At 72.1% G+C, this 25352-nt stretch carries 26 protein-coding genes; 9 read left to right on the plus strand and 17 right to left on the minus strand.

All coding sequences use genetic code 11. From position 1 onward, the window contains the following. Positions 1 to 663: 663 nt before the first annotated feature. Genes IE287_RS36725 through IE287_RS36735 form a run of 3 tightly spaced genes read left to right on the plus strand, consistent with a single transcriptional unit; the run spans position 664 to position 4273 of the window. Positions 664 to 3180, plus strand: coding sequence for a DEAD/DEAH box helicase (locus tag IE287_RS36725; RefSeq protein WP_189853761.1), 2517 nt, complete (start codon positions 664 to 666; stop codon positions 3178 to 3180). Beyond that, positions 3180 to 3479, plus strand: coding sequence for a hypothetical protein (locus IE287_RS36730; RefSeq protein WP_189853762.1), 300 nt, complete (start codon positions 3180 to 3182; stop codon positions 3477 to 3479). The genes IE287_RS36725 and IE287_RS36730 overlap by 1 nt, the downstream gene beginning before the upstream one ends. Then, positions 3476 to 4273, plus strand: a complete 798-nt coding sequence (locus IE287_RS36735; RefSeq protein WP_189853763.1) for a hypothetical protein — start codon at positions 3476 to 3478, stop codon at positions 4271 to 4273. The genes IE287_RS36730 and IE287_RS36735 overlap by 4 nt, the downstream gene beginning before the upstream one ends. Positions 4274 to 4365: 92 nt before the next feature. Here IE287_RS36735 and IE287_RS36740 read toward each other — a convergent pair whose 3' ends face one another. Together IE287_RS36740 and IE287_RS36745 are read right to left on the minus strand one after the other, a co-directional pair. Further along, positions 4366 to 4635 (minus strand): hypothetical protein, encoded by a 270-nt coding sequence (locus IE287_RS36740; RefSeq protein WP_189853764.1) that lies wholly within the window; start codon positions 4633 to 4635, stop codon positions 4366 to 4368. An 89-nt stretch (positions 4636 to 4724) separates the two neighbouring features. Further along, positions 4725 to 5810, minus strand: coding sequence for a hypothetical protein (locus IE287_RS36745; RefSeq protein ID WP_189853765.1), 1086 nt, complete (start codon positions 5808 to 5810; stop codon positions 4725 to 4727). 994 nt (positions 5811 to 6804) lie between these two features. Between IE287_RS36745 and IE287_RS36750 the strand changes: the two genes are divergently transcribed. After that, on the plus strand, positions 6805 to 7038 hold the full coding sequence (locus IE287_RS36750) for a hypothetical protein (RefSeq protein WP_189853766.1): 234 nt from the start codon (positions 6805 to 6807) through the stop codon (positions 7036 to 7038). A gap of 51 nt (positions 7039 to 7089) precedes the next feature. Here IE287_RS36750 and IE287_RS36755 read toward each other — a convergent pair whose 3' ends face one another. Further along, positions 7090 to 8487 carry a replication-relaxation family protein gene (locus IE287_RS36755; RefSeq protein WP_189853767.1) on the minus strand — a complete coding sequence of 466 codons (1398 nt, stop codon included), beginning with the start codon at positions 8485 to 8487 and terminating at the stop codon, positions 7090 to 7092. Positions 8488 to 9177: 690 nt separating this feature from the next. On the opposite strand from IE287_RS36755, the gene IE287_RS36760 reads away from it, so the two are divergent. After that, positions 9178 to 9627, plus strand: a complete 450-nt coding sequence (locus tag IE287_RS36760; RefSeq protein ID WP_189853768.1) for a hypothetical protein — start codon at positions 9178 to 9180, stop codon at positions 9625 to 9627. A 418-nt stretch (positions 9628 to 10045) separates the two neighbouring features. On the opposite strand, the gene mobF is transcribed toward IE287_RS36760, so the two are convergent. Next, a complete protein-coding gene (mobF, locus tag IE287_RS36765; RefSeq protein WP_189853769.1) occupies positions 10046 to 12025 on the minus strand; it encodes a MobF family relaxase in 1980 nt (659 codons plus the stop codon). A 294-nt stretch (positions 12026 to 12319) separates the two neighbouring features. Between mobF and IE287_RS36770 the strand changes: the two genes are divergently transcribed. The 4 genes from IE287_RS36770 to IE287_RS36785 all read left to right on the plus strand — a co-directional run bounded on the left by IE287_RS36770 (position 12320) and on the right by IE287_RS36785 (position 15975). Beyond that, complete coding sequence (locus IE287_RS36770) at positions 12320 to 12670, plus strand: hypothetical protein (protein ID WP_189853770.1); 351 nt, start codon at positions 12320 to 12322, stop codon at positions 12668 to 12670. A 44-nt stretch (positions 12671 to 12714) separates the two neighbouring features. After that, positions 12715 to 13407 (plus strand): hypothetical protein, encoded by a 693-nt coding sequence (locus tag IE287_RS36775; protein ID WP_189853771.1) that lies wholly within the window; start codon positions 12715 to 12717, stop codon positions 13405 to 13407. A gap of 151 nt (positions 13408 to 13558) precedes the next feature. Next, positions 13559 to 15028 carry a ParB/RepB/Spo0J family partition protein gene (locus IE287_RS36780; RefSeq protein WP_189853772.1) on the plus strand — a complete coding sequence of 490 codons (1470 nt, stop codon included), beginning with the start codon at positions 13559 to 13561 and terminating at the stop codon, positions 15026 to 15028. A gap of 32 nt (positions 15029 to 15060) precedes the next feature. Continuing rightward, a complete protein-coding gene (locus IE287_RS36785) occupies positions 15061 to 15975 on the plus strand; it encodes a ParA family protein (RefSeq protein ID WP_189853773.1) in 915 nt (304 codons plus the stop codon). Between the two features lie 811 nt (positions 15976 to 16786). On the opposite strand, the gene dnaN is transcribed toward IE287_RS36785, so the two are convergent. The 13 genes from dnaN to IE287_RS36850 all read right to left on the minus strand — a co-directional run bounded on the left by dnaN (position 16787) and on the right by IE287_RS36850 (position 25090). Continuing rightward, positions 16787 to 17908 carry a DNA polymerase III subunit beta gene (gene dnaN, locus IE287_RS36790; protein ID WP_189853774.1) on the minus strand — a complete coding sequence of 374 codons (1122 nt, stop codon included), beginning with the start codon at positions 17906 to 17908 and terminating at the stop codon, positions 16787 to 16789. Between the two features lie 57 nt (positions 17909 to 17965). Continuing rightward, a complete protein-coding gene (locus IE287_RS36795; RefSeq protein WP_189853775.1) occupies positions 17966 to 18442 on the minus strand; it encodes a hypothetical protein in 477 nt (158 codons plus the stop codon). A 3-nt stretch (positions 18443 to 18445) separates the two neighbouring features. Continuing rightward, positions 18446 to 19258, minus strand: coding sequence for an Lsr2 family DNA-binding protein (locus tag IE287_RS36800; RefSeq protein WP_189853776.1), 813 nt, complete (start codon positions 19256 to 19258; stop codon positions 18446 to 18448). A gap of 9 nt (positions 19259 to 19267) precedes the next feature. Further along, the gene (locus IE287_RS36805) at positions 19268 to 19789 is read right to left on the minus strand and encodes a WhiB family transcriptional regulator (RefSeq protein ID WP_189853777.1); all 522 of its coding nucleotides are present in this window, start codon (positions 19787 to 19789) and stop codon (positions 19268 to 19270) included. Then, positions 19786 to 20247 carry an ASCH domain-containing protein gene (locus IE287_RS36810; RefSeq protein WP_189853778.1) on the minus strand — a complete coding sequence of 154 codons (462 nt, stop codon included), beginning with the start codon at positions 20245 to 20247 and terminating at the stop codon, positions 19786 to 19788. Before IE287_RS36810 ends, IE287_RS36805 begins: the two co-directional genes overlap by 4 nt. Continuing rightward, positions 20244 to 20921: a GGDEF domain-containing protein gene (locus tag IE287_RS36815; protein WP_189853779.1), complete on the minus strand. Its 678-nt coding sequence runs from the start codon at positions 20919 to 20921 to the stop codon at positions 20244 to 20246. The genes IE287_RS36810 and IE287_RS36815 overlap by 4 nt, the downstream gene beginning before the upstream one ends. A 91-nt stretch (positions 20922 to 21012) precedes the next feature. Beyond that, positions 21013 to 21318: a hypothetical protein gene (locus IE287_RS36820; protein WP_189853780.1), complete on the minus strand. Its 306-nt coding sequence runs from the start codon at positions 21316 to 21318 to the stop codon at positions 21013 to 21015. Between the two features lie 150 nt (positions 21319 to 21468). Next, positions 21469 to 22011, minus strand: coding sequence for a hypothetical protein (locus tag IE287_RS36825; RefSeq protein ID WP_189853781.1), 543 nt, complete (start codon positions 22009 to 22011; stop codon positions 21469 to 21471). Beyond that, positions 22008 to 22385: a hypothetical protein gene (locus IE287_RS36830; RefSeq protein WP_189853782.1), complete on the minus strand. Its 378-nt coding sequence runs from the start codon at positions 22383 to 22385 to the stop codon at positions 22008 to 22010. Before IE287_RS36830 ends, IE287_RS36825 begins: the two co-directional genes overlap by 4 nt. 102 nt (positions 22386 to 22487) lie before the next feature. Further along, the gene (locus IE287_RS36835; RefSeq protein ID WP_189853783.1) at positions 22488 to 23333 is read right to left on the minus strand and encodes a hypothetical protein; all 846 of its coding nucleotides are present in this window, start codon (positions 23331 to 23333) and stop codon (positions 22488 to 22490) included. Between the two features lie 208 nt (positions 23334 to 23541). After that, positions 23542 to 23850: a hypothetical protein gene (locus IE287_RS36840; protein WP_189853784.1), complete on the minus strand. Its 309-nt coding sequence runs from the start codon at positions 23848 to 23850 to the stop codon at positions 23542 to 23544. 118 nt (positions 23851 to 23968) lie between these two features. Further along, on the minus strand, positions 23969 to 24625 hold the full coding sequence (locus tag IE287_RS36845) for a hypothetical protein (RefSeq protein WP_189853785.1): 657 nt from the start codon (positions 24623 to 24625) through the stop codon (positions 23969 to 23971). Positions 24626 to 24742: 117 nt separating this feature from the next. Further along, the gene (locus IE287_RS36850; RefSeq protein WP_229883981.1) at positions 24743 to 25090 is read right to left on the minus strand and encodes a hypothetical protein; all 348 of its coding nucleotides are present in this window, start codon (positions 25088 to 25090) and stop codon (positions 24743 to 24745) included. Positions 25091 to 25352: the final 262 nt, after the last annotated feature.

Genomic DNA, 25352 nt, shown 5'->3' on the forward strand with positions numbered 1-25352 from the left:
CCCGCGGAGCGGGTCCCTCCGGGCTGCGCCCGTCACAGCGAGCCGGGGCGCTGCGCGCCCCGGCCGCTCCCGCTCCGCGTGAGCGGAGGCGGCTCGCTCCGCTTACCGCCAGCGGGCACGCGCTCCGCGCGCACCGCCAAGGGCAGGGCATCCGGCCCGCGTTGCGGGCCGGGGCCGGCCTCCGGCCGACCCGTGGCCTCCGCTGCGCTCCAGCCACCCGGGGCGCGGGCCCCACTCCCCCACCGGCCAGGCGTGCCACGCTCCGCGCGGCCCACCCACGGGGCTCAGGCCACAAGCAGCAGCAAGGGGAGAGGGGTGACAGGTGGTCGGGAGGGTGAGGGGCTGAGCCGGGGGTTGCGGGGGCGAATTGACCGGCCGTCAGGCTGCTTTCCGGGGTGCCTATAAGGCAACAGTAACAGAATTCAGCCACGTTCGAGGGACTTTCTGCGTTCTGAGTGCTTCACTTTGAAGCACGAGATAGACTCTGGACTCAGACAGCACCACCACTGAGGGGCCTGGATCGGTTTTCGATCACGCTCCCCCGCTACTGGTCCGAGGCTGTGACCGGGTTCCGGTGAGGTTCACCGTAGCCGATCGCACGCCAACTACGTGCAGGTTTCCCGTTTCCGGCCCAACCGAGAGCCCAGGAGAAGGCAGACGGATATGTCGACCACAAGCCGAACCGATCAGCGTGAGGCGGCGCAGCAGGAAGCCATTGACGCGGTTGTCCGTGCCCTCGAATTGCCTGCAAGATCGCTTGCGCCCGAGAGGGGTCTGCGGACTCAGGTGATCATGGCGACCGGGTCCGGCAAGACCCGGGTCGCGGCCCGCAGCGCGGAGAAGCTCCGCGCGGGCCGGGTGCTGGTGCTCGTCCCCTCGCTGGACCTGCTCACCCAGACCGAGGCCGCGTGGCGCGAGGGCGGCCGTACGGGCCCGATGATCGGGGTCTCGTCCCTGCGGGGCGAGGACGTGACCTTCCCCAACACCACGGACGTGGACGAGCTGGTCGACTGGGTGCGGCCGTTCGACAAGGTCACCGTGCTCGCCACGTACGCCTCCCTCGGGCTCGGCACGCTGGAGCGTGCGCACCAGGCCGGCCTTCCGGGCTGGGACCTGATCGTGGTCGATGAGGCGCACCGGACGTCGGGGCGGATCGGGAAGCCGTGGGCGGTCGTCCACGACAACACCCGCATCCCGTCCCTGCGTCGCCTCTACATGACCGCCACGCCCCGCCTGTGGCAGCTGGACGAGGACTCCGAGGGCGCGCCGGGCGAGCTCGTGGCGAGCATGGAAGACGACCCCGACGGACCCTTCGGCAGCAGGGCGTTCACCCTGACCCTCTCGGAGGCGATCGACCGGGGAATCTGCGCCCCCTACCAGGTGGTGTGCGTGGACATCACCGACACCCAGCTCCAGGCCGCCCAGCTCCTGGGCGCCGAGGGCCGCTCGGACGAGGTCCGCGGAGCCCGGCTCGCAGCCCTCCAGACCGCCCTGCTCAAGGCGTCGGCTGAGGAGGGCTTCCGCAGGACGCTTGTCTTCCACCACGTCGTCAAGGAGGCCGAGGCGTTCGCGGCCGGCCTTCCCGGCGTCGCCACGCAGCTGCACGCCGCCGACCCCGAGCTGTACCCGCGCACGATCTGGGCGGACTGGCTGTGCGGCGACCACAAGCCGGGCCACCGGCGCCGGGTCCTCGGGGAGTTCGCCGGCGGCATCGCCACGGACGGCACCGTCGTGGAGAAGGGCTTCCTGGGCTCGGTAAAGGTGCTCGGGGAGGGCGTGGATACCCGGGAGTGTGACTCCGTCTACTGGGCCGACGTGCGCGGCTCCATGCCCGACCTCGTCCAGGCCGTCGGCCGCGCGCTGCGGATGCACCCGGGCGAGGGCAAGGTCGCCTCGCTCGTGGTGCCGGTGCTGCTCGGGCCCGGCGAGACGGCGGACAACATGCTGACCTCCCGGGCGTTCGGCGGGCTGGCGAAGCTCCTGGAGGCGCTCAGGGCGCACGACGCCCGGGTGGTGGAGCAGCTCGCCGAGCAGCAGGCTCCCAGCGCCTACAAGCCCGTCCAGAAGGCCGCGCAGGGCCAGGAGGGCCGGGGCGAGGGGAACGGGTCTGGCGGCCCGTCGGCGCCCGCGCGGAAGCTGCTGAAGTTCAGCACGCCGCGCGACCCGGCGCAGCTGGCCGCGTTCATCAACCTGCGGGTGCTCAACCCGGAGCACGAGCACTGGCGGCGTGGGGTGGAGGCGTCGGTCGTCTTCGCGCGCGAGCACGGCGACCTGAAGGTGCCCTTCACCTATCGCGTGCCGGAGGGTGAGGAGGCGGAGGGGGTCGGTTGGCCGGCCTCGCTCGCCAACTTCCCCCTGGGGCAGTGGATCGCCGATAACCGGCGCTTCTACGCCCGCGGGGACATGGACGAGGACCGCATCGAGCAGCTGGAGAAGCTGGGCATGGTGTGGTCGCACTTCGACGTCGCGTGGGAGGAAGGACTCGCGGCGGCGCGCGGGTGGGCCGAGGTGAACGGGCACCTCCTGGCCCCGCTGGACGCCACCTTCCAGGGCTACCGGGTGGGTACCTGGTTGAAGAACGCGCGGGCCGCCGCCCGGCGTGCCCAGGAGCTTGAGCAGCGCCAGGCCGAAGGGCTGCCGGTGGAGTCGTGGGCCGGCGCCTTGTCGGCGGAGCGGCGCGAGCAGCTGGAGGACATCGACCCGTCGTGGTGCCCGGCCTGGCCAGTGGAGTGGCAGCGCGCCTTCCACCTCGTCCGGCTCCACCTGGAGGAGGTCGGCGGCACGCTGCCGACCGAGCCCGGCGAGGTGATGCACCAGGGCGAGGACCTCGGACGGTGGGTGCGGGCGCAGCGGCTCGGCTGGGACAAGCTGACGACCGTGCAGCAGTGGATGTGTGAGCAGGTCCTCGGGATCACCCCCGCGACCGAGGAGGAGAAGCCGCAGCCGCGCCGTACGCAGGCCGACAAGTGGGCGCTGAACTACGAGGCCGCCAAGCAGTTCTTCGAGCGTGAGGGGCACCTGCGGGTCCCTCGGAAGCACGTCGAACGGATCGTCGGCGAGGACCAGGAGGAGCGGGAGCTCCGGCTCGGGGCGTGGGTCGGGAACCAGCGCTCCCGGGCGGCGACGCTGTCGCAGGAGCGGGTGGAGCTGCTGTCCGCGATCGGGATGCGGTGGTCCTGATGGTGGGCGTCGTCGTCACCGCGGCCGTCGCGCTCGCGGTCGGCTATCTGCTCGGGCGGCTGCGCCCGTGGCGACGCCTGGGCGACTGGGCGGCCGATCAGGTCCGCCACGCCGGGGCGTGGGCCCGGGGCGGCGCCGGGCGGCAGGCCGTCGTCGTCCTGGCCCACGCCGTCACCGCGCCGCGCACCAGCTGGCGCATCATGCGCGCCCCGGCCATCGACGCCCCGGTGCCGGTGCCCTCACGCGATCCGGACTGGGTCGCCAACCGCACCCGGACAGAGCAGGGAGGCACCCCATGAGCACCGAGCAGTACGACCCGGTCGCGTACGGCCAGGAGCTGGCCGCCGTCAGCCATCACCAGACCGAAGCCACAAGCGCGCGGTTCGTGGTCTTCCAGGCCCTGGCCGCCGTCGGCATCGGGCACGAGCAGGCTGACGACATCGTCGCGGCCCTGGAGGCCGGGGCGGTCGCCGGCGCTCACACCTGGATCTCCGAGAGCAGCCCGCCGCACGGAGCCGAGCCGCGGTTCGAGGACGGCTGGTTCGCCGGGGTCCGCGACGTCGCCAGCCACCTGCGGCGCATCGCCGACACCACCGCCACCACCGGGCGGGGGCGCGCCGCGTCCAGCGCCTTGCTCCTCGCCCACCTCCAGCAGCCGCACTCCCCCGCCCCGGCAGAGGCCCCGGCCCCGGCTGTGGAGCTGGACGCGAAGGAGGTCCTGGCGGCGGCGGAACGCTTCCCGTGGGCCCTGGCCGCTCCGGGGACGCGGCACTGGCCGGACGGGGAGTTCCTGGACGTCGCGCTGAGCGCGGTGCGCCCCGAGGAACGCCAGGGGTACATCGAGCGCCTGGAGGTGTTCGTCGAGCAGCACCGCGAGCGCCTGGAGGAGCTGTTGCGGGCGTACGGGCCGGGCAGTCGGCCCGCCTCCCACGGCCGGTACGCACTGATCGGGCAGCCGGAGACCCTGGTCATCCTGGAGCGGATGGAGATCAACCCGTTCGGTCTGCGCAGCGAGTGGGAGAAGGAGCTGGAGACCGTCTTCCTGGACGACCTCGAGTTCGCGTGGGGTCCAGGCATCCGCCTCAGCCGGTGAGCAGCCGGAACGGGCAGCGGGGCCGGGCAGGGTGTTCCTGTCCGGCCCCGCTGTCGTCGGTCAGCCGAAGTTGAGCGTGCCCGGATGCGGCGTCAGGGTGTGTCGCCGGACCAATCCCAGCGGTTCCGCTCGCCGGGCCGCGGGTCGTACAGGGCGCGGCCGCCGGCGCCGAACTGCCCGAGCTCGGTCGTCAGGGCGACGCCGGTCTGGATCTCGTCCGCTGTCCAGCCGGTGATGTCGAGCAGCAGCCCGTCGAGCGGGCCGCCGACCAGTTCGACGTAGTCGCGGTGCGGGAGCGGGCCCGGGTGGTCGTGGTCGGCGCCGTAGACCCGGCCGCGCAGCAACTCCTCATCCCTGTCCATGGGTCTCAGCCTCCCAGCCACCACCGACAGCCGGGCCCTGTACGTGGACCCATCGCGCCTGCCCGCCGCCGACGGCGGACGAACTCGTCTCAGCGAGGCAGCTCGGTGTCGAACAGCTTGATCACCGAGGTGACGAGCATCAGGGCGTAGACAGTGTTGATGCGCGAGTACTGGGTCTTGGAGACGCCGTGGGTGCTGGGGTGCCTGCCGAACGTGCGGGGGATCGCGTCTCCCTTGGCGGGGTAGTACTTGGCATGCGCGTACCAGACGGGGGCGAACGTGCAGGCCACCTTGAACTTGTAGGCGTCCAGCTTGAACTTGACGCCATCCTTCTTGAAGTCGTTCCGCGTGAGCTGGACTCGCAGGGCGCTACTGAGGTGGCGCTGGAGGACGGAGTCGAGCAGGTTGGCCGCCAGGGCCTGGGCCGCGCTGGTGTGTCCATCCCGCAATGCGTTCACGACGTCCAGGGCGAAGCTGCGGGCATCCTGGAGGGCTGGGTGCTTGACCTCTTCGAGAACGTCCTCACAGTCGTTGGTGATGCCCTTCCAGCGTTGCCCGATGAGCCGTCGGCGGGCAGCACCATCAGGAGCTCCTAGTAGAGCCTGAACGGTGCCCGGTCCGGGAACCCACATGAGTGGGATCCCCTCGTCGACGAGAAGTGTCTCCATCTCGTCGAGCCCGGGTGTCAGCTCTCGCAGGTTCTCCGGGTAGATACTCCGGGCCGCTTCGGTCATCGACGAGAAGACCTGATGCCAACGCGCGGTCTGGAAATACGCCGACGTAATCGGTTCGAGGGCCTGTGTGATCGCGTCGTTGAAGCCGGTCAGGTCAGCGACCTGGGAACGCATGGCCTCTATCGCGTTGGTGAGCCCCGGAGTCGGGATGGCTACGCGTGGGACGGCAAACTTCGAAAGGCGAGCGGCCTCAGCGGCGAACCTGGACAGATGGCTCTGATATTCGAGGTACGGCCTCAGCGGATTGAGGATCGACTCGTAGACGCCGGAGAGGTCCGGAACGTAGATACCAGACAGATCTGGCAGGCCAATGCGGGAAAGATCTGCCTCGCCATCCGGCTCGTCCTCCGACTCCGGCTCCGGCTCGTCCTCCGACTCCGGCTCGTCCTCCGGCTCCGGCTCGTCCTCCGGCTCTGGCTCCGGCTCATGCTGCTCGCTCATGGCCACATGCTTGCACACCGCAGACGGAGCAAGTCGCACATTTTGCCCAGCTTCCGGCGTGGTAAGTGCGGCCCGAACTCCTATCAGCCTCGCCTATCAGCAGGCCCGTTCACCTGGGAAAACAGGGGGCGGACCTATCAGGGTCACGGCCGGACTCACCATGGTGACTTGCACTCACCAGCCGCATCCCGTCCGGCTCGTGCAGGCGACCCGCAACCCGTACGGACAGGCCGAGCGGGAAGGAAGGGGCGGCCCGGTGGTACTGCTCCCAGAGCGCGCTGGGCACCGGGCCTCGCCCGCGCACGCCATATCGGCGCGGGCTGTGCCCGACCCTACCCGGGTGCGGCGGGGCGTAGGGCCGAGAGGGGCGGCGGGAGCGGGGTCGGCCGTGGTCCTGGCGGGCGAGGAGTAACCCAAGTACTGACCCTTGCAGGTCACAGCGGTGCGCGGCGGCTTGGTAAGGCCGGTGGTGAGCGTGGTGGTGAGTGGAGGCCCTGTACCCGTCGGCCGGTCAAAGGCCGGTGCCGGCGGTCGCGTAGACGAACAGGTTGCCGACTCACTTCATGGCAGTCGACTCACTCACCATCCTTCGACAGCGCAAGGCCCGGACCAGGCGTCCGGGCCTTCCTCGTGCCCCGGGATCTTTCCTCCTGGTCGCTGCTGCCGGGATCCCGACCTGCGGCTCTACGAGTTGAAGGAGCCGTGCCCGCCAGGACGAGACGCAAGCACCTGAGTCCTGTCACTGTCCGCCCGCCATGTCGAACTGACGCTGGAGGCAGTACCGATGACCACCCGCCAGACGCCCGGGGCACCACTTGCGCCGATCGCCGCTACGCTGGACACGCCACCTTGGGCCAGGGCTACGACCCCACAGGGACGCTCTCACGCAGAGAGCCGCAGGACCGCCGACCGCGAGGCGCTCACCACCCCCACGCGGACGACACCACAGCAGGTGTCCGCTGTCCTCGATTCATCTGCTCAAGGGAGCAGCGTCATGACCCGGGACAACGTTCCCGCGCCCGTACAGCCGCCCGTCCGCTCGCCCGTCCCGCAGCAGCCTGTCCCGCAGCAGCCCGCTGTCGGTGCCGGCCTGACCGCCGCGATAGCGCAGGGTGCCGCCCAGGGGGCCGCCCGCTCCATCACGGCCCGGTTGGTGGACAAGTTCCTCACCAACCCGCCCGACTGGCTCAGGGACCTGTGGCACGCGCTGCCACGGCCCTGGGAGTAGCCGTCACGGCCGGGCAGGACGTCCTGCCCGGCCGTGCTCTCGATCCGGTCGTCAGCCGCGGAAGCGGGAGAGCCAGGTGCCGCCGGCCTTCTGCTCGGGCACGGCCTGGTCGTGCTCCTGGTGCTCGGGCCCGGCCTGCGCGGCTTGCCGTTCGGCGGCGTGGGCGCGCTGCTTGCAGTGGTCGCACAGGTGCGGGTGGGTCTCGCGCGGGGCGCTCCACCCGGCGGGCTCGATGGCCTTCCACCGTTCGTCGGTGAACCGGGTGCCGCAGTCGGTGCACACCGGGCGGCGTGCCTCCTTCTCGGCCTTGTGCTGGGCGGCGATGCGGCGCAGCTCTTCCTGGTGCTCGCGCTGGCGGGTGGCGTACTCGGCCTGCTGGCGGGCGTCGTGGGCTTCGCGGCGCGGGTTGCCGATCGCCTCGAGGAGCGTCTGGTTGTGCGGCCGGCCAAAGCGCCGGAAGACCGCTCCGGCCGGGCCGTGCTCCTGGAGCTGCTTCATGCCGGTGACGACGATGGGCAGCTTGCCGTCGTACATGTGGAAGCCGTCCTCGTACGCGGTGCCCTTCCAGTGCCGCTCGGTCAGCTCGGCCAGCTGCGCGACGACAGTGTTGGGGTTGCGCGGGCCGATCCGGTTGAAGACGAGCAGCAGCGGCGGGTGCGGCTGGTCGCCGCGGCGGCCGTCGGGCACCCACCAGCGGGTGCGCCACATCGGCCGCTCCTTGCCGCCGGTGTCCTTCACCTTCCGCTGGGAGAACCGCATGTACTTGTCGATCTTCGCGGCGAGGACCTGAGCGGACTCGAAGCAGTTGTCGATCTCCACGAACAGCAGCGGCACCCCGTCCTCGGGCGCGGTGATGACGATATCCGCCTGGGCGCCGCCCTTGCCCGGGTTGGACCAGGTGCCCGTCGCGGGCAGCGCCACCTCGGTCGCGTAGGAGGCGATGGTGCCCAGCCCGGCGGGCGCGTCGAAGGCGGCCTGCGCGGCGGCGCGGACGTCGGCCGGCTCACTGACGAGCTCGGCGAGGTCCGGCTTCGGGCGCAGCAGGGCGAGCACGGCCTCGTTGACCGTCATCGGGTGCGAGGCCCCGGTGCGGCCCGCGCCGCGGGCCGTGTCGCCCATCTCCCCCACCGGCCGCCCCAGCTCGCGAGCGGCGGCCTTCAGGCCCATCGGGGTGAGGTTGCGCAGCCTGTCCCCGCCCGGAAGCTGCCCGCCGTTCTCCGCCAGGCCGTGCTTGCGCAGATCGGACAGCGCCCCGGTGTGCGCGGCGGTGCGCGCCTGCTTCCGCTTCGACGGGGTCGGCTTGTCGGTGTGCCGGTAGCTCAGGTGCGGAGCTGAGATCTGCTGGATCTGCTCGACGGTTGCGACCTTCAGCACTCCGAGCACGCGCCGCACGTCGCCGCGCAGGTTGTTCGACGACCCCGCCGGGTTCTCCTCACGCTTCCCTGCCATCAGCTGCGCTCCCTCTCCGTCGTCTGGCACGCGCGGCCGTCTGCCGAGCACCGGCCGCGCCCGGCCGCCGAGGGCATCCGGCCCCCGGATCCGATGATCTCCTCCTCCACGGACATCACAGAGAAGTTCAGGAGGAGAGAAGAGGGTTGTGACGACGCGGCGCGCGGCCGAATCTGCGTGGTGACCTGGGCTTTCTTCATCCGGCTTGGTGCCGGGCACCAAAGTGGGTTCCACAGTGGCCTCCCAAGTGCGCACCGCAGGAGGCCAAGGCGGCTTACCCGGCGCTGGTCGGGCCCGTGGTCAGGGCGGGTGTGCCGGGCGCCTGCCGGGGGTCGGGGCGTGGTCATCGCGGTGGCTCCTTCGCTTCCGGTCCGCCCTGGCGGGCGGGACCTCGAGGGAGCAGCGTGCAGCCGACCCCCTTGTCCGCGGTCTGACCGTGGCCGGTAGCGGACGCTGTCTAGGGGAAACGCGGCCGGGGCCGGGACGGTAGCAGAGGTGGACAAGGGGTCGGAGCCAGGTTCGTGATCGGCCCGACCATCATGGACAAGGGGGCCCGTTTTGCCCCTTGCAGACCCGATTCATCCAGTCCGAGTGGGGGAGAGTTCTCCGTCCCTCTGTCCACAGGGCAGCGCGCCGACCATACGAAGACGACGCCGTGAGACGCACGGCGGTCATCGTGAGGAGCACTTCATGCCGTACCTGACCCCGACCCGTACGCCGCTGACGCCCGAGCAGGTAGAGCAGGGCTTCGACTACCTCCTGGCGCTGCAGACGGGCGGCGGCACCTACGCCGCTGGACGGGTGGAGGCGACCCCGGAGCTGGCGTTCACCCTGCTGCAGCTCGCCGAGGACATCATCTGGTTCGTCACGACCGTGGACGGGAAGGCCACCCACCTGTGCGCGGACTCCTTCGCACTGGACGAGGTCGGGTGCGTCCTGCTGTCCGCGCTGCGGGACTGGGCGCGCGACTCCCCCACCACAGCGGTACTCGGCATCGCCCGCAGCATCATCCGCTTCGTCGAGAACGTCATCCCCGACCCCGACGACCACGGAGACACCCACGCCACCCTGGAGGCGATGCGCGAGGAGCACCTGGCGCTGGCGCACGCGGTGCACTCCGCACCCGGTGCGCACCGCTGACCGCACCACCGCACCACCGCACCGGGGGGAGCGCACCGGTGCGGTGGAGCGCACCATCGGGTGCGCACTCGTGCGGTGGAGCGCCCATCCGGTGCGCACCGAGTCCATCCGGTGCGCACCACGATGCGCACCACCGTCCATCCGGTGCGCCTCCACTCGGTGGGCGGTGCGCGCACCGGTGCGGCCGGCGCGCGGAAGTGGTGCGCACCGAGTGGACGCGGCGCGGTGGAGTGGGCCCGGGTGGAGGCGCGGCCCCACTCCCGTCGATGGCGTCCACCTCCACCCGGTGGGCTCCACTCGGTGGAGTGGCTGCCGAGCACGGTGGCGTCCACTCCCGGACGTGGACTCCACTCGGTGGAGCGGGGGCGGGGCATCGTCGGTGCGCACCACCGCACCGGGTGCGCACCATCGGGTCCCCTCAGTGGCCGGCCTCCCGGCCGCTGTGCGGTCCGGGTTCCTGTGAGCGGTGCGCCTGCTGGTCGTCCGGGCGCACCGCGTCGGCGTCGGCCTGTGCGGCGGTGCGGTCCGCGAGGACGCGGTCGGCGCGGACGCGGGCGTCGTCGGCCATCTTGGTGGCCACCTCCTGGAGGCGGCGCAGTCGGTCGGCGGTGAGATCGAGGGCTTCCACGTCCGTGCGGGATGCCCGCAGGGCCCGCAGCGCCGTCAGGTCGATCGCTTCCCCGCGACCGGCCTTCGGCTCCTGGTCGTCGTGCTCGGGGTCGGCCGGCTCGGACGTGAGCAGCTGCTCGGGCATCGCCGCCTGCTGGTGGGCGACGACGTCGTACGCCCGGCCCCGCACGGCGGTGGCGCTGGCGGTGGTGCGCAACTTCTCGCGGAGCACCGCGCTGGCGAGGACGGCGCGCTCGTACTGGAGCGGGACGCGGGGAATCTCCCACTCCCCCGCGTCCTGACCCGGGGGCCGGGGCGCAACCGGCTCGCCGGGATCGGCCGGGGGCTGCCGGTCAGACTCGGTCGCGGGGGCCGGTGGGCGGCGGCGGGTGGGGAGGCCGGACAGGGACCACCGGGCGGTGTAGAGGCGGTAGTCCGCCAGCAGGCCGATCGTGGTTGTCGGCTCGCTGATGTCCAGGCAGTGGGTGGAGATAGCGGCGGCCACGATCTCCTCGTCCAGGCCGGGGTCGCGGCGGCGGCCGCGCAGGACCAGGGCGAGGTGGCGGCGGGCTTCGGCGAGCAGGTGCCGGCGGTGGAAGCGGCCGCCGTCGTTCATCACGAACACCGTCGCGGTGACGTCGACGGCCGCCAGGGCGACGTCGACCACGGCCGCGACCCGGGCCCGGATCGCGGCGGCCGCGGCGCGGGCGTGCTCAAGGAGAGAGGTGATGACGCCGGCGGCGACCTTGGAGGTCAGGATCGCGCTCACCTTCCACCAGACACGCAGCTGCGCGAGCGGCTGGGTCTTCCGCTTGGGCGGGCGGGTCTTGCGGGCGGCGATCTGGTTCATCTTCGCGCGGGCCCGCTCCGAGACCACGGGCAGGAACCGCGGCTCGCCGTCATCGTCGACGGCGGTGACGTACTCCTCCTCCAGCTCGGCCAGGCAGGCGGCGATCTGGTCGCTGCGCCGGGCGGTCCAGCGGATCAGCTCGTGCGGCACCCCGGCGATCTCCATCACCGGCCGGCGCCCCGGGGTGACGGTGCGCGGCTCGGTCGCCAGCCCCAGCGTCTCGCAGACCTCAGCGGCCACGATCTCGTTGTAGAGCACAGAGGCCGCCACCGTGTTCTCGTGCAGGGCCAGGGTGTGGATCGAGCCCCACTTCCCGTCCAGGCGCTGCCCCTTCACCGACAGCAGCAGATGATCATGGAGCAAGGGCCGACCCGACCTCGCCTCGTAGTGGCGGAAGCGCGCGGCGACCAGACCGCCGGGCGGCCTCACCCGGTAGATGCCGTCCTTGCCGTACCGGATCACCGCGACCTCGTCCTCGATCCACTCCAGCACCCGCTCGATCGCCCGCTCGTGCGCGGCCTCGATCACCAGACGGGTCTCCTCATCCCCGAACGCCCACAGGAGGTAGATGCTCGGCTGCGGCCGGAAGACGAAGTCGACCCCGGTGACCGTCACCCGGCGTCCGAGGGCGCCGGCCCGATACGCCTTCTTCGCCGAGTCGCCCGCGGCGAGCCGGTCGGCCTCGATCCGGTCCGCGTACGGGTGGCGGCCCCGCTCGCCGAAGAGGTTCCGCAGCTGCGCCTCGGTGACCTCCTCACCCGACGCAAGTCCGAGCGCGGCGAGTCCCCGGCCCATCCAGCGTCCGGCCGGGACGCCGGCTTGCTCCTGGGCGGCGCGCAGCGGTGTGCGGGCCGGGCGGCGGCCGTCGCCGACGGCGGTCTCGCGCAGGTAGTAGCGGTACATCTGACCGGCCCGGATGACCCTGATGTCGACTGTCATGCAGACCACGCCACACGGCTCTGACCTGCAAGAAAAGGCCGATACGCGGCACGTCCCGCCAGGCGGGAGGAGAGGCCGAACTTTCTTCTCAGGTGCCCGCCGGGCGGGAAGCGGCGCCGGGCCGGACGCGAATGTCATCGCTCTCCGGCAGCACGCCCATCACGACCCGAACGACACCATCCAGCACTACTGAGCCCCATCCAGCGCCACCGAACGAACACCACCAACGAGCACCGCCTACAGCAGCCCCCGCACCCGCCGGGGGCTTCGTCGTGCTGCCCGGAGGAGACCACCGTGCCCACCTTCGAGACCTGCCCCCGCTTCACCGCCGACCTCCAGCACCTCACCCCCGCCCAGCGCCGGCGCTTCCGCCGCGTCGTCCTGGACGCCTTCGTCCCCGACCTGCGCACCGGCCGCCGCTTCCGCCCCGGCTTACGGATCAAGGGCGTGCGCTGCGCGCCGGGCGTCTACGAACTCACCTGGGCGCCGGACGGGCGCGCGACGTGGTCGTACGGCCGGACGGTGGTCGCCGGACTCCCCCACGTCGTGTGGCACCGGATCGGGACCCACAGCATCTTGGACCGGCCCCTGGCCGAAGGCCGTCGTATGGCCCCGGGGATGGAGCGGACGGACGTCATCATGTGATCAGCGCGCACCACCTCGCGCGGTCACATCTCGTTGGGCGGGACATGAAGCTGACTACCGGGCCGGGCAGGGTCGAAGCGCTGGCGGAGGAAGCCGTCGTCGCGGCGTGCACGCTGGCCGACGCCGCCGGCCCGTCGCGCTGGAGCGCGGACGCGGTAGAGGACGTGGCCGCCGCCCTCGAGGTCCTGGCCGGTGCGCTCGCCCAGCTCGATCCCGAGTGCGCGGAGATCCTCTCCGTCGTGCCGATCGCCGCGGCCGCCGTCGTCGAGCGCGCCGAACAGGCCGCAGCCGGAGCGAGCGAATCCGTCGGCGGCAGGGCGACGGCCGGGACGAGCGCGGCGCTGCGCCAGGCACTCGCCGCTCATGGCCTGGCCCGGCACCGTGTCCACCAGCTCGGTGCCGCACTGGTCACCGTGACGCTGGACGCCCCCGAGGCGCAGGCCCTGGCCGTGCTCCTCAGCCGACGCGACACCCTCCCCCGACAGGCACAGCCGGAGGACGAGGACGGCTGGGGCGCCGGGCCAGCGGAGACTGCAGCCGCCGCGCTCGCCGACGCTCTCCGCGCACACGGCACGGGCGCGTACGCGCGGGTCCTTGCCTCCGGGCAGGTGAGCGCCGGCCTCACCCCGCAGACCGTCCAGGCAGTGGTCACGTCCCTCACCGCCCGGCCCGGCGCCACATCGCATGGCAGGCGGCGCGGGCTCGGGTCCGGCTTCAAGGGCATCGCTGCCCGGTAGTCCGGCCCGGTGTTTCCCGTGGGAAACACGGCAGGCTGGCCACCTACTACCAGCAGCCCCAGGAGCAGACATCAGCACCTAAGCAGCTCTCACCTGAGGGGCGACCGCTAGGGTTCCCCCGTTATCACCACAGCACCATCCCGGAGGATTCATGACCGCGCCACGCAAGCCCATGCGGAACAAGGGCGGCGGCAAGCTCAACCAAGAGCGGGCGAAGGCCGGGGTCGACGCGTCCAGCCCGGGACCGATCTCTGGGATTCACGTGCTCGATCCCGAGGACGGGGAGCTGTTCGAGCACAACCCGGCCGACATCACCCCGAACCCCATGAACCAGCGTCTCGGGCTGGGGAACATCGACGAACTGGTCGACAGCGTCCAGCGTCAGGGCGTCCACACGCCCGGTGCTGTCATGCACACCGATCTGTTCATGGAGATGTACCCGGAGTGGGCCGACCAGGTGCCGCACCCGGATCGGACCTACATCCTCGGCCCCGGCCACCGCCGCCGTGAGGCCGCGCTCAAGGCTGGCAAGCCGATGCTGGTGATCCTCCGCGACCGGTGGGCCAAGGAGCGCACGATCGAGGAGAACCTGATCAGTGAGAACAAGGATCGGGAGAACCTCACACCTATCGAACAGGCCCTCCAGCTGGACCTGCTGCGGCGGCGCGGCCTGACCGGCGAGGAGATCGCCGAGCGGGCTGGCTACAGCAGCCGCGGAAGCGTCACGCGCATCCTCAACCTGCTGGACCTCCCCCAGGCGATCCAGGACTCGATCCACGCGGGGAAGACCTCGCCGAAGGCCGGCTACACGCTGTCGACCATCAAGGACGAGCAGGACAGCAACTCCTCCGACGCCGCGCACTCCCTCCAGCTGAAGGCATTCGGGTGGATGCGGGAGGAGAAGATCACGGCGGAGGCCGCGAAGAACCGCCTCAAGCTCGAAGCCGCGTTTCCCGCGGGAAACACGAAGCCTGGCAGCCCGGCTTCCATGGCTGATGAGCTGGAGGCGGCCGGAGGCGACGATCCTGTTTCCCGCGGGAAACAGGATCTGGAGCAGGGGATCGAGCAGGCGGACCCCTCCGCCCAGCAGGGCGAGCCGTCGATCCCGCACCAGTCGACTGGTGACAACTCCGCAGACAACCAGCCGGCCGGTGCCGCCGAGCCCGAGGAGTCGGCGGAGGAGCAGAACAGGCTCCTTGCAGCAACCGAGTCCGCCGAACAGCGTGACCTGGCCTGCCGACTGGTCCTGTCCGAGGAGCGGTACGCCGGCGCCTCCGAGTTCAACGCGCTCCTGGTCAACGCCGTGCTCAACCCGAAGGAGTGGAAGGAGGCTGCTGTCCGCGCTCACGAGTGGCTGAGGGACCTGGGGAAGGGGCCCGAGGTCGGACGGGCGACCGCCTACTTCGACGCGATCACGGCTGGCGGTGATGCCAACCTGAAGCGCCGGGCCGCGTTCGCCATCGCCCTCGCCGCTAACGAGGTACGCGCCTCCCGAACCGACCGCGAATGGGACGACCGCGACCGCGCGCACCTGAAGTTCCTCGTCACCAGCAAGGTCGCCTACCAGCCGACCGAGTACGAGCAGGAACTGCTTGGCCTCTCCTCCCAGGAGGCGAAGTGAACACCGTCCTTCCCGGCTCTCCGGAGACTTCCATGAACAGCAGCACAGCAACGCTCGCCCGAGCGCGCGTCCTCGACAAGACCCGCGTCCTCGTCTTCGCCCTCAAGGCCGGCGGCACCGCCAAGACGAGCTCGTGCACCAGCCTCGCCGCGATCATCGCGCAGCGCGGGTACCGGGTCCTCGTCATCGACCTGGACCCGCAGTGCAACAGCAGCCAGGTCTTGGGCTACAGCACGTTCCGGGACGGGCAGCTCGGGATCACGGACGTCATGAAGGAGCAGGCCGAGCTGAAGGACGTTGTCGTCCAGGCCCGATACCAGGTCGACGAGATCGACCCTGAGGACCCGGACGCCGCGTACGAGCGGATCGAGAACCTGTTCATCGTCCCCGGCAACATCGACGACCCGGACATCGACGAAGCCGAGCGGCTCCTCAACGACCACCGCAACGCCGACTCGTACTGGATCCGCGACGGCCTGGCGGCGATGGACGGCGAGTGGGACGCCGTCCTCATCGACTGCCCGGCCACCTACGGACGTACCACCGTCACCGCGTTCATCGCCCTGGACAAGGACGTCGACGGCGAAGTCCTTCCGCCGGTGCTGTGCACCTTCAAGGAGGCCGGCGCCCTGGTGCGCCTGGAGAAGAAGCTCCACGAGATCCGCACCCAGCGGAAGTACATCACCAAGGGCATCTCGCCCGAGGTGAAGCGGATCCTCGCCTGCGCCGCACCGAACTCCTCGTACGGCACCAAGGAGCACTTCAAGACGCTCGCGGAGCTGGAGGACGCCTACGGCGAGATCCTGCTCCCCCTCGTCCACTGGTCCGGCGAGATGCCGAAGATCTACAGGGACGACTGCCCGGTGCCGATCTTCGCCCCGAACAGCATGCCCGCCCAGGAGTACAACAAGGTCGCCACCTCACTCGGCTTCGAGCGCCTCGCCTGACGTTTCCCGCGGGAAACAAGAAAGCCGAACGCAGAAAGCAGAAAAGGGCCCGGTTCTCGCAGATCGCAAGACCGGGCCCCTGTGTCTCCTGGAGAAGCTCTCCGAACGCAAGAAGGCTCGGTTCCTCCGCGATCACCTCTGCGGGGGAACCGGGCCTTCGGCTCTCAGGCCGCCCGCGTCGCGGGCGCGTCTGCTTCTTGCCGAACCGGACTATCAGGCACCTGTGGCGGCGACCAGGGCGAGGGCCTTTGCCACAGTGTCGGTCAGGGTCTCGCACACTGGGACGCCGTGGCGGCGGGCCACGTAGGCGAGGTACCTGTTGCGCTCGGGGTTGGGGCAGTCGGGCGGAACCCCGAGTGGCTTTGTCGACGTCACACGACAGCGGTTGTCGACACCCTCGGGAGGCACTCACCCGAGCCTGGACCTCGATGTCGACGAGAACGGGAGGCACCCGCCGGCACTCGGCAACGGGGGATGAGGGTCGCCACCTACGCCCGTAGCCAGCGCTTTTGTCCCGGGCCCCGGACGAGGGGCACACGGCGTCTTGCCAGTCGGCACCGAGCTGCTGTCTGAAGCCATCGATATCCGACGCGGGCAGCGCCTCCCGAACCGCCCGAGAAGCGCTGCTCTTCGTCATCGACAGAGCCAGCAGGACGCGGCCGTCGTCGGTGACGGCGACGATGTCGGCGGTGTAGCGGATGGTCGCGTGGTTCTCGTGGGTGTCGCTCATGGTCGGCTCCTTGAAGAGGTGGTCTCGGGAGATCGGATCGGGTGCAGCAGGGGCCGGGGCGGGCCCGGCCCCTGGGGCGGGTCAGTCGGTCTGGCGGATCGGCATGAGGAGGTAGCGCAGGGCCTGGTCGTCGCTGCTGTGGCCGCGCAGGACGGCGGGCTTGGTGGGCGAGGTGAAGCCGAAGGTCACGGCTTCGGTCGTCAGCGCGCTCAGCCCGTCGAGGAGGAAGGTCGGGTTGAAGGAGATGGCGAGCTCGGCGCCGTCGAGGGCGGTGTCGACGGCGTCGAGGGCCTGGGCGTCGTCGCCGGTGCCGCTCTCCAGCGCGAGGGTGCCGTCGCCGGTGAAGGTGAGCCGGACCGGGCCGTCCTTCTTCGGCGAGACGAGGGCGACGCGCTGGACGGCGGCCTTGAGGGCGGCGATCTCCACGGTGGCGGTGTGGGCGAACTCGGTAGGGAACAGCGAGGCGTACTTGGGCAGCTCGCCGTTCAGGGACCGGATGGTGGTGGTGTGGTGCTCGCCGTGCAGGGCGAACAGGCCGTTGCTGTCGGCCGGGAGGACGAGGTCGACGGTGGCGCCGTCGGCGGCGGCCTTGGCGGCGTCGAGGAGGGCGCGGCCGGGGACGACCGTGTTGGTGTCCGGGAGGGCGGCGTCCTTCCACGGCAGGGTGCGTACGGCGTAGCGGTAGCGGTCGGTGGCGGACAGGGTGAGGGTGCCGGCCTCGTGGTCGTGGCGCAGGCCGACGCCGTTGAGGACCGGGAGGGCCTCTTCGCGGCTGACCGCGCAGGCGACCTGGGCGACGGCTTCGGCGAAGGCCGGGGCGGGCAGGGTGCCGGTGATGGTGCCGGGCTCGGGGAGGGCGGGGTACTCCTCCAGGGGCAGCAGCGGCAGGGTGAAGCGGGCGGAGCCGGCGCGCACGGTGAGGCGGGTGCCGTCGAGGTCGAGGTGGACGTCGTCGCGGAGGGCGGCGGTGATGTCGGCCAGCAGCCGTCCGGGGACCAGGGCACGGCCGGGCGTGGTGACGGCGGCCAAGGCGGTGGTGTCGGCGGAGACCTCGTAGTCGAAGGCTCGGATGCGCAGGCGCTCGTCGCCGGTGGCGTCCAGGAGCAGGCCGGCCAGGACCGGGGCGGGGGGCCGGGAGGGCAGGGTGCGGGCGGCGTAGCCGACGGCCGCGGCGAGGTCGGCGTGGTCGATGCGGAGCTTCACAAGGGGTGTCCCTTCGGGCGCGGTGAGGTCCAGGAGCAGCTGCGCGGGGGCGGGGGTTCAGGGGGTGGGCGGCGGGCTGCCGGACTCGTGGGCGTGGATCAGGTCGGTGATGGCGTCGGCGTTTTCGGCGGTGCCGACCCAGCTGCCGGTCTCGGTGAAGACCGGGACGGTGTCCACGTCGGGGTCGAAGACCACGAGGTAGGAGCCGTAGCGGTCGAGGACCATCTCGGCGAGGTGCCGGGCGGGCGCGGGGGCCAGGAGCTCCAGGGCGTCCACGTCCATGCGGGGGCCGCCCTCGTCGGCGGGGCCGGGCAGGGCGAGGTGGCCGCCGATGCGCAGCAGGTCGCCGGGCTGCATCAGGTTGAGCAGCGCGTGCGCGAGGTGCGGGTCGGCGGTGCGGCAGGCGAAGACGGTCTCGTCGGTGGCGTCGTCGGTGGGCGAGGAGATCACCCGGAAGCGCGCGGTCAGGCCGTCGTCGCCGGGGACCGGGAGCTCGTCGAGGTAGCCGTCGAGAACCAGGGGTATCGCGGTCACGGTTCAGCCCGCCTTCCGGACCGGGACGGCCGGGTGGGCGGCGGCGTACTCGTCCAGGACCGACTTGGACGGCAGGCCCCGGTCGGCGACCTGGTGGCCGTTGGCACGCGCCCAGGTCCGGATCGCGGCGAGCTCGTCGCGGCTGTAGGCGCCGCTGGTGCCGGTGCGGATCGGGGTCGGTGCGGTGGCGGCCGCCGTGGTGGTGCGGGTGCCGGCCTTCACGGCACGCAGCTCCTGCTCGGCCTTCTCCAGCGCCTCGCGGGCCTCGGCGACGCGGGCCTCCGCCTCGCGCTGCGCGGCCTCGCTCTCGCGACGGGCGGACAGCTCGGTGAGGGCGGCGGTGATGCGGGCGGCGCTCTTGCGGACCGAGGCGGCCGGGTGCGCGGCCGCCCACTCGATCAGCTTCTGGAGGGAGTCGGAGCCCGGGAGCGGGACGACGGGCACGTCGATCACCGGGCTCATGGACGCGCGGGGGAGGTCGAGGACCTTGTCGGCGATAAGGTCGCTCAGCTCGGCCTCGGTCAGGCCGGTGGCCTCGCGGATGTCCTGCTCGCTGGCGCCGTCGGTGTGCATCGACAGCGCGACGGACTGCTGCGTGGAAAGGGTGCCGGTGGTGGTCGTCATGGTGGCGGGGTCTCCGGTTTCCGGGAGCGGGTGGGCGGTGGGCAGTCCGAGGACGTCCAGGAGGAGCGCCAGGTCCTCCTTGTTGCGGGCGTGACGAGTGACGGTCCGCGCGGCGGCGGCGAGCTGAGGCTCCGTGCTCGGGGCCAGGGCCAGCGCTCCGGCCCGGGTGCTGACGGTCAGTTCGGTGAACACGGGCGTCCCCTACGCGGCCTTGAGGCCGGCCACGAGCCGGGAGCGGTTGAGGCGCTGCTCCTCGGCGGTGAGCTGCGGCAGCAGGCGCAGGGGGCCGTTGAGTTCGCGGTCGAGATGGACGATGCGGGCCTGGGCCACGGGCAGCGGGGTGTGCCGGGCGGCCTCGGCCCGCTCGCGGCGGGCCTGGTCCCGTGCGGCCAGGACGTCGACCCAGTCGGGTCCGAGCCGGTCGGCCAGGCGGCGGCGCAGGGCGCGGCGCTGCGCGGGGGTGATGCCCGCGAAGACGCCGTCCTGGGTGAGCGTCTTGTTGACCAGCGCCCACCGCAGGCAGGCGGTGGCGATCGGGCAGGCGGAGCACGCGCGGCGAGCCTGCTCAAGCCGCCCCCGCGCCGCGTTCTTCGTGTCGCCGCTGAGGTCGCCGAGATCGAGATCGAACAGGGCCGGGTCTCGGCGGCAGCGGGTCGGGGCGGAGATGCGCGGGAAGGGGAAGCGGGGATCGGGGGCGGGATCGGTGGCGTGGGTGCGGCTCATGACGCGGACTCCGGGGCGAGCTGGGGGAGCTGGAGACGGACCTGGTCGACGAGGTCCTGCGTCGGCTTCCACGCGCCGAGCTGCCCGCGGACGGCGGGGATCGGCAGCGGGAGCTCGTGGACGTCGGACAGGACCAGGTGCCAGGCATCGGCCTGAGCCCAGGGGGAGCAGGGCGGGGTGCCGGCCGGGTCCTGGTGGCAGTCGGTCAGGCGGGCGATGCCGATGACGGCGCCGGTGTGCAGGTCGCGGCCGCGGATCGCGGTGGCGACCAGCGGGTCACGCAGCGGGGCGCGTTCGGTGGTCTGTCCGGCGTGCAGGAGGAGCCAGCCGCGCCACGGCCAGGGCACGGGCCTGTTCTCGATGTGCTTGCCGACCAGGACGCAGGTGGCCCAGGGCTGGCGGATCGTGATGCCCCGCACCCAGGTGCCCGGGTCGGCGGGGAGAGTCGAGTCGCTCATGCCGCCCGTCCCCACGTGGCCGTGCCCGGGCGGCCGAGGCGCCGGCCGTTGAGGGAGGGGACCGTGGCGTGCTCGGCGGTGGCGAGGACCGGGCGGCCGGTGTGCTTGCCGTCGTACAGGGCAGCGTCAGCGGCCCGCTGAAGCGCGGACAGGTCCCGGCTGCCGACGGCGGCCGGGGTCGCGGCGCCGACCGAGGCGGCGACGTCGACCGTGCGGCCGTCGTCGAGGACGACCGGGGTGTGCAGCATCCGCACCAGCTGCTCCAGGCGCTGGACGCGGCGAGCGGCGGGGAGGTCCAGAACGAGCGCGAACTCGTCGCCGCCGAGCCGCCCGACGGCCGCGGAAGGCCCGGCCCAGGCGGTGAGGCGAGCGCCGAACGCGGCGAGGACGGCATCGCCGGCCGCGTGCCCGAACTGGTCGTTGATCACCTTGAAGTGGTCGGCATCGACCATGACCACGGTCACGGTGTCGCCGTGGCGAGCCAGGAGGCGCCGGGCGCGGTGGGTGTAGGCGTCGCGGCGCAACAGGCCGGTCAGCGGATCGCGCTTCGTCGCGGCGAGGCGCCGGTGGAGGGTGAGCGCGTGAAGGGTCCAGCCGGTGAGCGGGACCGCGAGGGTGGTGATGAACAGAGCGCGCTGACCGATCGGGCCCGGAACGCGCAGAACGGAGTCCATACTTGGATCTCCCTCTCGTCTCGTACGAGTTGGGTGGCCCGGGGCAGGCGGACTGGTTTGGACGCCGATGTACGCCTGTCCCGGGGCGGAGCTACAGCGCGAAGCGGCTGCGGCGGGTGCAGCTGAGCGGGTTGTGCCAGGGGCCGGCCTTCGCGGCCGTCCACTCCATCTCCCAGCCGGGCCGCAGCCCGGACGCTCCCCAGCTGTCCGGCTGCCTGCCGGGGACCTCGAGGCCGGCCTGCTGCGCGGCGAGCGCGGCGTCGTACACCTCGTGCGCGCGGCGCAGGGCCGCGGCCGGGGAGTCGGCGACGCCGGTGAAGACGTGCAGCCCCCTGCGGGCCGGGTCGGCGGTGTCGTGTATCGGGACGTCTACCTCGTAGACCTCGTGGTTCGGCATGACGCCCGTCTCCTTTCTTGTCTGGTGCGTGAGGGGCCACCGCGCCGTCCCGGCCTTGGTGGCCGGGGCGGCGTGGAAGCCCGTCGCGGTCGCGACGGAGCAGAGGGTGTTCCGGCTCGGGGAGTTCGGGCCGGAGCGGTCGCGGGGCGGTCAGTAGCCGCGGTGGTCGTCGACGACGTCGGCCGTCTCGACCATCTGGGCGACCAGGCGGTAGATCTCGCGCGCGGCGGCCCGGGCGGGCTGCCGGCGGATCAGCTGGGCGGCGAACTGGGTGCTCTTCTCGGCGAGCTCGCTGGCCTGGGTCGCGAGGACCTCCTCAGCCGCGGTGTCGCCGGGCTCGGCGGGCAGCTGCGCGAGGAGCTGGTGGACCACGGCGGCCAGGACAGCGCCCGCCTCGGTGAGGTCGCCGGTCGACAGCCAGTCGGCCAGGTCCTCGTGCCCGGTCAGGTTCGGGGTGTAGGTGGCGGTCGGGGTGAAGGCGGTGGTGCCCTTCGTCCACGCCTGCAGGATGATCCGGCCCTGGTACGGGTCGGCGCCGATCCTGCGGTCGGTGACGGTGTGCCGGAGGGTGACCGCCCGGTCGCCCGGCCGGGTGTCGGGCACCCAGACTCCGCCCAGGCGCTCGATCAGGACGGCGCCGAGGCGTTCCAGCGGGTCGGGCCGCACGGTCGGGTCGGTGTCGGTGGTGGTCACTGGGCGCTCCTGTCGGCGGCGGTGGGGGCGTGGTGGTGGGGGCCGGGGTGGCCGATGACTTCTGCGATCTGCCGGGTAGAAAGCAGGTGGCCGGACCGGTCGAGCTGCTGGTGGAGCGCGGTGACCATGGCGGCCGCGCAGCGCAGCCGGGTGACTTCGGCGAGGAGCCAGGCGATGTCGGCCGGGGCGTGGGCGATGAGCTCACCGGCCGGGAGCGGGACGTCGCCGCTGGTGCCGAGTACGGCGACCGGGTGCCCGGTGTGGTCCTCGATCAGGCCGGAGTCGCCGGGACGCTGGCGCCAGGCGGTGTCGGGCAGCGCGGCGAGGCGGGCCCGGATCTCGGGCAGCCGGTCGGCGGCGGGGGCGAGGTGCATGTGGGTGTTCCTCACGCGGTAGAGAGCGGGCCGGGCCCGTGGTGGAGGGGCCCGGCCCGGCGAGAGCCGGAAGGAGAGGGCGGAGCGGGGCCGGAGTGTCCGTCAGGCGCGGTAGACGGGCGGGCGGATGCCGGCCCGCAGTTCGCGGATGATCGAGCAGGGGCCCTTGGTGGCGCAGTACGCGTCGTCGGTGTCCGGCAGAGCGTTGCCCTGGGTGCCCCACATCTCGCGGGCGACCGCGTTCACGGCGCGCAGGATCTCGCCGTTGTTGGGGCGGCAGGCGCTGTTGGTGGTGCCGACGCCGTTCCGGTGGGCGCTGAGGATGTGCTGGCGGGCCTGGCGGGCGGCCCAGCGGCGGCTGCTGGGGCCGGTGTTCTCGTGCACGTCCCCGCCGCTGTGGAAGGTGTCCAGGTGGCAGGCGGTGCAGTGGTAGGTGACCATCTGCTGCGGCTCGCTGTCGGGAAGCCACTTGCCTTCGAACTCGTAGACGATGACCTCGGCGCCCGGGACCTCGGTGTGCGCGAAGGCGGTGACGAGCCCGACGCCGTCCGCGATCGCGCCGCGCTGCGCCTGGTTCCAGAAGACGCGGGGGAGGAAGTCGTCCCAGCCCTTGCCGTGGGGCCACTTCGCGTACGTCACGCCCTGCGAGGCGTCGAAGGTCGCGGTGCCGCTGGCGTTGTCGCGCTTGTACTGCTCGATCTGCTCGATCGAGCCGAAGTACGTCGCGCTGAACTCCTCCGACTCCAGGAAAACGAGCCCGTACCCCTCGGGGCGGGTGTCGTGGCCGTTCTCCCGCAGCATCTCGACCATGTCCTCGTAGCCGGGGTTTCCCGGGGCGATGGTGCCGACGAGGGGCAGCCGGTACCGGTCGCAGCTGGTGACGTGGGTCGGGTTGGTGTCGCTGACGTTGTGCGGGGTGCCGTACGTGTTCGTGATCGTGATGCTCATGCGTGGATGTCCTTCCTGGTCAACAGCGGGCGCCCGGCGTGGCCGGGTCGCGGCAGGGTCTAGTTGTCCGGCGAAGCGTCGGCGGCACGCTCACGCGCGGACCGCGCGTACAGCACCGCCAGGTCCTCGAGGCCGCCGGCCGGTGCGCCCCGCTCCTCCAGGCGTGGGGGAGGCGGGGCGCACGCGGAGCGGGCCCGGGCGGGTCGGGTCAGTCGCCGACGTCGGTGCGGTACTCCTGCGTCATGTCCGACACGAGCGGGCGCAGGAGGTCGTGGGCGCGGCGCAGGAAGACATCGCGGTCGGTGCCGGTGGCGCGCAGGGCCTCGTCGAGGTAGGACGAGGCGGTCTCCAGGTCCTCGTGGCCGTTGATGCCGGCCGCCTCGTAGCGCGGGGCGGCGGTGTCGAGCTGGCTGATGAAGGCGGCGAGGTCGGTGGCCGGGGGCTGCTGCGCGACGTAGGCGATGTCGTCGACGTAGCGGCTGATGAGGGTCTCGGCGGTGAGCACGGTGGCGGTCATCGTCGTCTCCTGCACGGTGAGCGAGGCCGATGTGGCGGCCGGGGCCGGGCTGTCCGGTCCTCCGCACCGCCCCTTAACTCCGCGCGGGGCGCGGGCCAGGGGGCGGCACAGGGAGCCGTCAGACCGTGCTCGGCGCCACCGCGTCGAGGGCCTCGGCCGTCTTGCGGGCGCGCGGGGCGAGGTCGTCGAGGATGTCCCGGACGTTGGTGACGGGGACCGGCGTCGGGTCGTCGGCGGTCAGGAGCGTGTAGCGGGGCTCGGCGAGGCCGCGCTCGCTCTCCTCTCGGCTGTAGTGCAGGACCGCGCCGGGGGCGAGGTAGTAGGTGGCCTCGCCGTTGGTGTAGCCGCGCCACCGGCCGGGGTTGCTCAGCAGCTGGTCGCTGAGGTCGATGCGGTAGGCGGCCTGGGCGGCGCGGCGTGCGGCGTCGTCCTCGGCGGCTGCGGTGACCTGGTCGAGCGCCTCGCTCAGGCCGCTCGGGACGGCGACGCCGCGGGCCTCGGCCGCGCGGGTCTGGGCGGCGACCCGCATGTCGGCGACGTCGGCCTGGGCGAAGCGGCGGCGCAGCGGGGCGAGCAGCGCGTCGGCGACCGTGGTGAAGAGGAAGGTGCCGCCGAGCGCGACGGCGCCGGTGGCGGCCAGGCGCAGGTCGGCGTCGAGGGTGGCCGGGTAGTAGGTGTAGCCGACGACGGCGCCGCTGACGGCACCGGCCAGCATGGTGAGCATGTCGGCGCCGTCGAGCAGGGCCTGGATGGAGCGGCGTACGGAAGCGCGCACGGCGGGTTCTCCTTCGGGAGGGGGAGGGGCGGCCCGCCGGGCGGCGGGCCGGTTCAGCAAGGTGGTTCGTGATGCCCGGCCGGGCGGCGCGGACGAGGGAGCGTGCGGGACGGCCGGTTACCGGGTCTTCGCGCCGGTGGTGGCGATCAGGGCGGCGACCGTCTCCCAGCCGTGGTGCCAGGCGGAGTCCAAGTGGAAGGCGCCGTTGAGGCCGTAGTCGGCGAGCTTGTAGAAGCCGCCCTTGCCGGTCTTGGTGGCGAGCTTCTCCAGCAGGCCCTTGCCCGGGACGCGCCGGTCCGCGGCGTAGTGGGTGCCGAAGGAGATGGCGAGGGCGGTCGCGGCGGCGGCCGGGTGGACCTTGATGCCCAGCGCGCGGGCGCCGAGTCCGGCGACGATCGCCTGCGTGGCCACGTAGGTCAGGCAGTTCTCTCTGGTTTGTAAGAGCGTCGTGCACTGTCGCTTCACCCACAGGTGGGGTGCCGTGTACGACGCTTCACGGTGGCGTGTCGTGCATGTCGGGGTTGTCGTTGAAGGCGCGTGACTCATCAGATCTTCGGAAGACTCCGACCCTTTCCTGTGGTGATGCCTTCGGGGCAGCGGTACTGGACCGTGCTGGACGAGGCCCAGCTGGTGCCCGTGCCGGCGGCGGACGAGTTCTTGCGGCACGTACGGTTCGGCCGCGGTCAGGCGGAGTCGACGACTCGTACGTACGCGGGGGCGGTCGCGC

The organism is Streptomyces omiyaensis, assembly GCF_014650895.1.
GTDB lineage: Bacteria > Actinomycetota > Actinomycetes > Streptomycetales > Streptomycetaceae > Streptomyces > Streptomyces omiyaensis.

Bases quoted from the DNA above. Each gene is read 5' to 3' on its own strand.
- IE287_RS36725 (WP_189853761.1), top strand. From the start codon at position 664: ATGTCGACCACAAGCCGAACCGATCAGCGTGAGGCGGCGCAGCAGGAA.
- IE287_RS36730 (WP_189853762.1), top strand. From the start codon at position 3,180: ATGGTGGGCGTCGTCGTCACCGCGGCCGTCGCGCTCGCGGTCGGCTAT.
- IE287_RS36735 (WP_189853763.1), top strand. From the start codon at position 3,476: ATGAGCACCGAGCAGTACGACCCGGTCGCGTACGGCCAGGAGCTGGCC.
- IE287_RS36740 (WP_189853764.1), bottom strand. From the start codon at position 4,635: ATGGACAGGGATGAGGAGTTGCTGCGCGGCCGGGTCTACGGCGCCGAC.
- IE287_RS36745 (WP_189853765.1), bottom strand. From the start codon at position 5,810: ATGAGCGAGCAGCATGAGCCGGAGCCAGAGCCGGAGGACGAGCCGGAG.
- IE287_RS36750 (WP_189853766.1), top strand. From the start codon at position 6,805: ATGACCCGGGACAACGTTCCCGCGCCCGTACAGCCGCCCGTCCGCTCG.
- IE287_RS36755 (WP_189853767.1), bottom strand. From the start codon at position 8,487: ATGGCAGGGAAGCGTGAGGAGAACCCGGCGGGGTCGTCGAACAACCTG.
- IE287_RS36760 (WP_189853768.1), top strand. From the start codon at position 9,178: ATGCCGTACCTGACCCCGACCCGTACGCCGCTGACGCCCGAGCAGGTA.
- mobF (WP_189853769.1), bottom strand. From the start codon at position 12,025: ATGACAGTCGACATCAGGGTCATCCGGGCCGGTCAGATGTACCGCTAC.
- IE287_RS36775 (WP_189853771.1), top strand. From the start codon at position 12,715: ATGAAGCTGACTACCGGGCCGGGCAGGGTCGAAGCGCTGGCGGAGGAA.
- IE287_RS36780 (WP_189853772.1), top strand. From the start codon at position 13,559: ATGACCGCGCCACGCAAGCCCATGCGGAACAAGGGCGGCGGCAAGCTC.
- IE287_RS36785 (WP_189853773.1), top strand. From the start codon at position 15,061: ATGAACAGCAGCACAGCAACGCTCGCCCGAGCGCGCGTCCTCGACAAG.
- IE287_RS36805 (WP_189853777.1), bottom strand. From the start codon at position 19,789: ATGAGCCGCACCCACGCCACCGATCCCGCCCCCGATCCCCGCTTCCCC.
- IE287_RS36810 (WP_189853778.1), bottom strand. From the start codon at position 20,247: ATGAGCGACTCGACTCTCCCCGCCGACCCGGGCACCTGGGTGCGGGGC.
- IE287_RS36815 (WP_189853779.1), bottom strand. From the start codon at position 20,921: ATGGACTCCGTTCTGCGCGTTCCGGGCCCGATCGGTCAGCGCGCTCTG.
- IE287_RS36820 (WP_189853780.1), bottom strand. From the start codon at position 21,318: ATGCCGAACCACGAGGTCTACGAGGTAGACGTCCCGATACACGACACC.
- IE287_RS36830 (WP_189853782.1), bottom strand. From the start codon at position 22,385: ATGCACCTCGCCCCCGCCGCCGACCGGCTGCCCGAGATCCGGGCCCGC.
- IE287_RS36835 (WP_189853783.1), bottom strand. From the start codon at position 23,333: ATGAGCATCACGATCACGAACACGTACGGCACCCCGCACAACGTCAGC.
- IE287_RS36840 (WP_189853784.1), bottom strand. From the start codon at position 23,850: ATGACCGCCACCGTGCTCACCGCCGAGACCCTCATCAGCCGCTACGTC.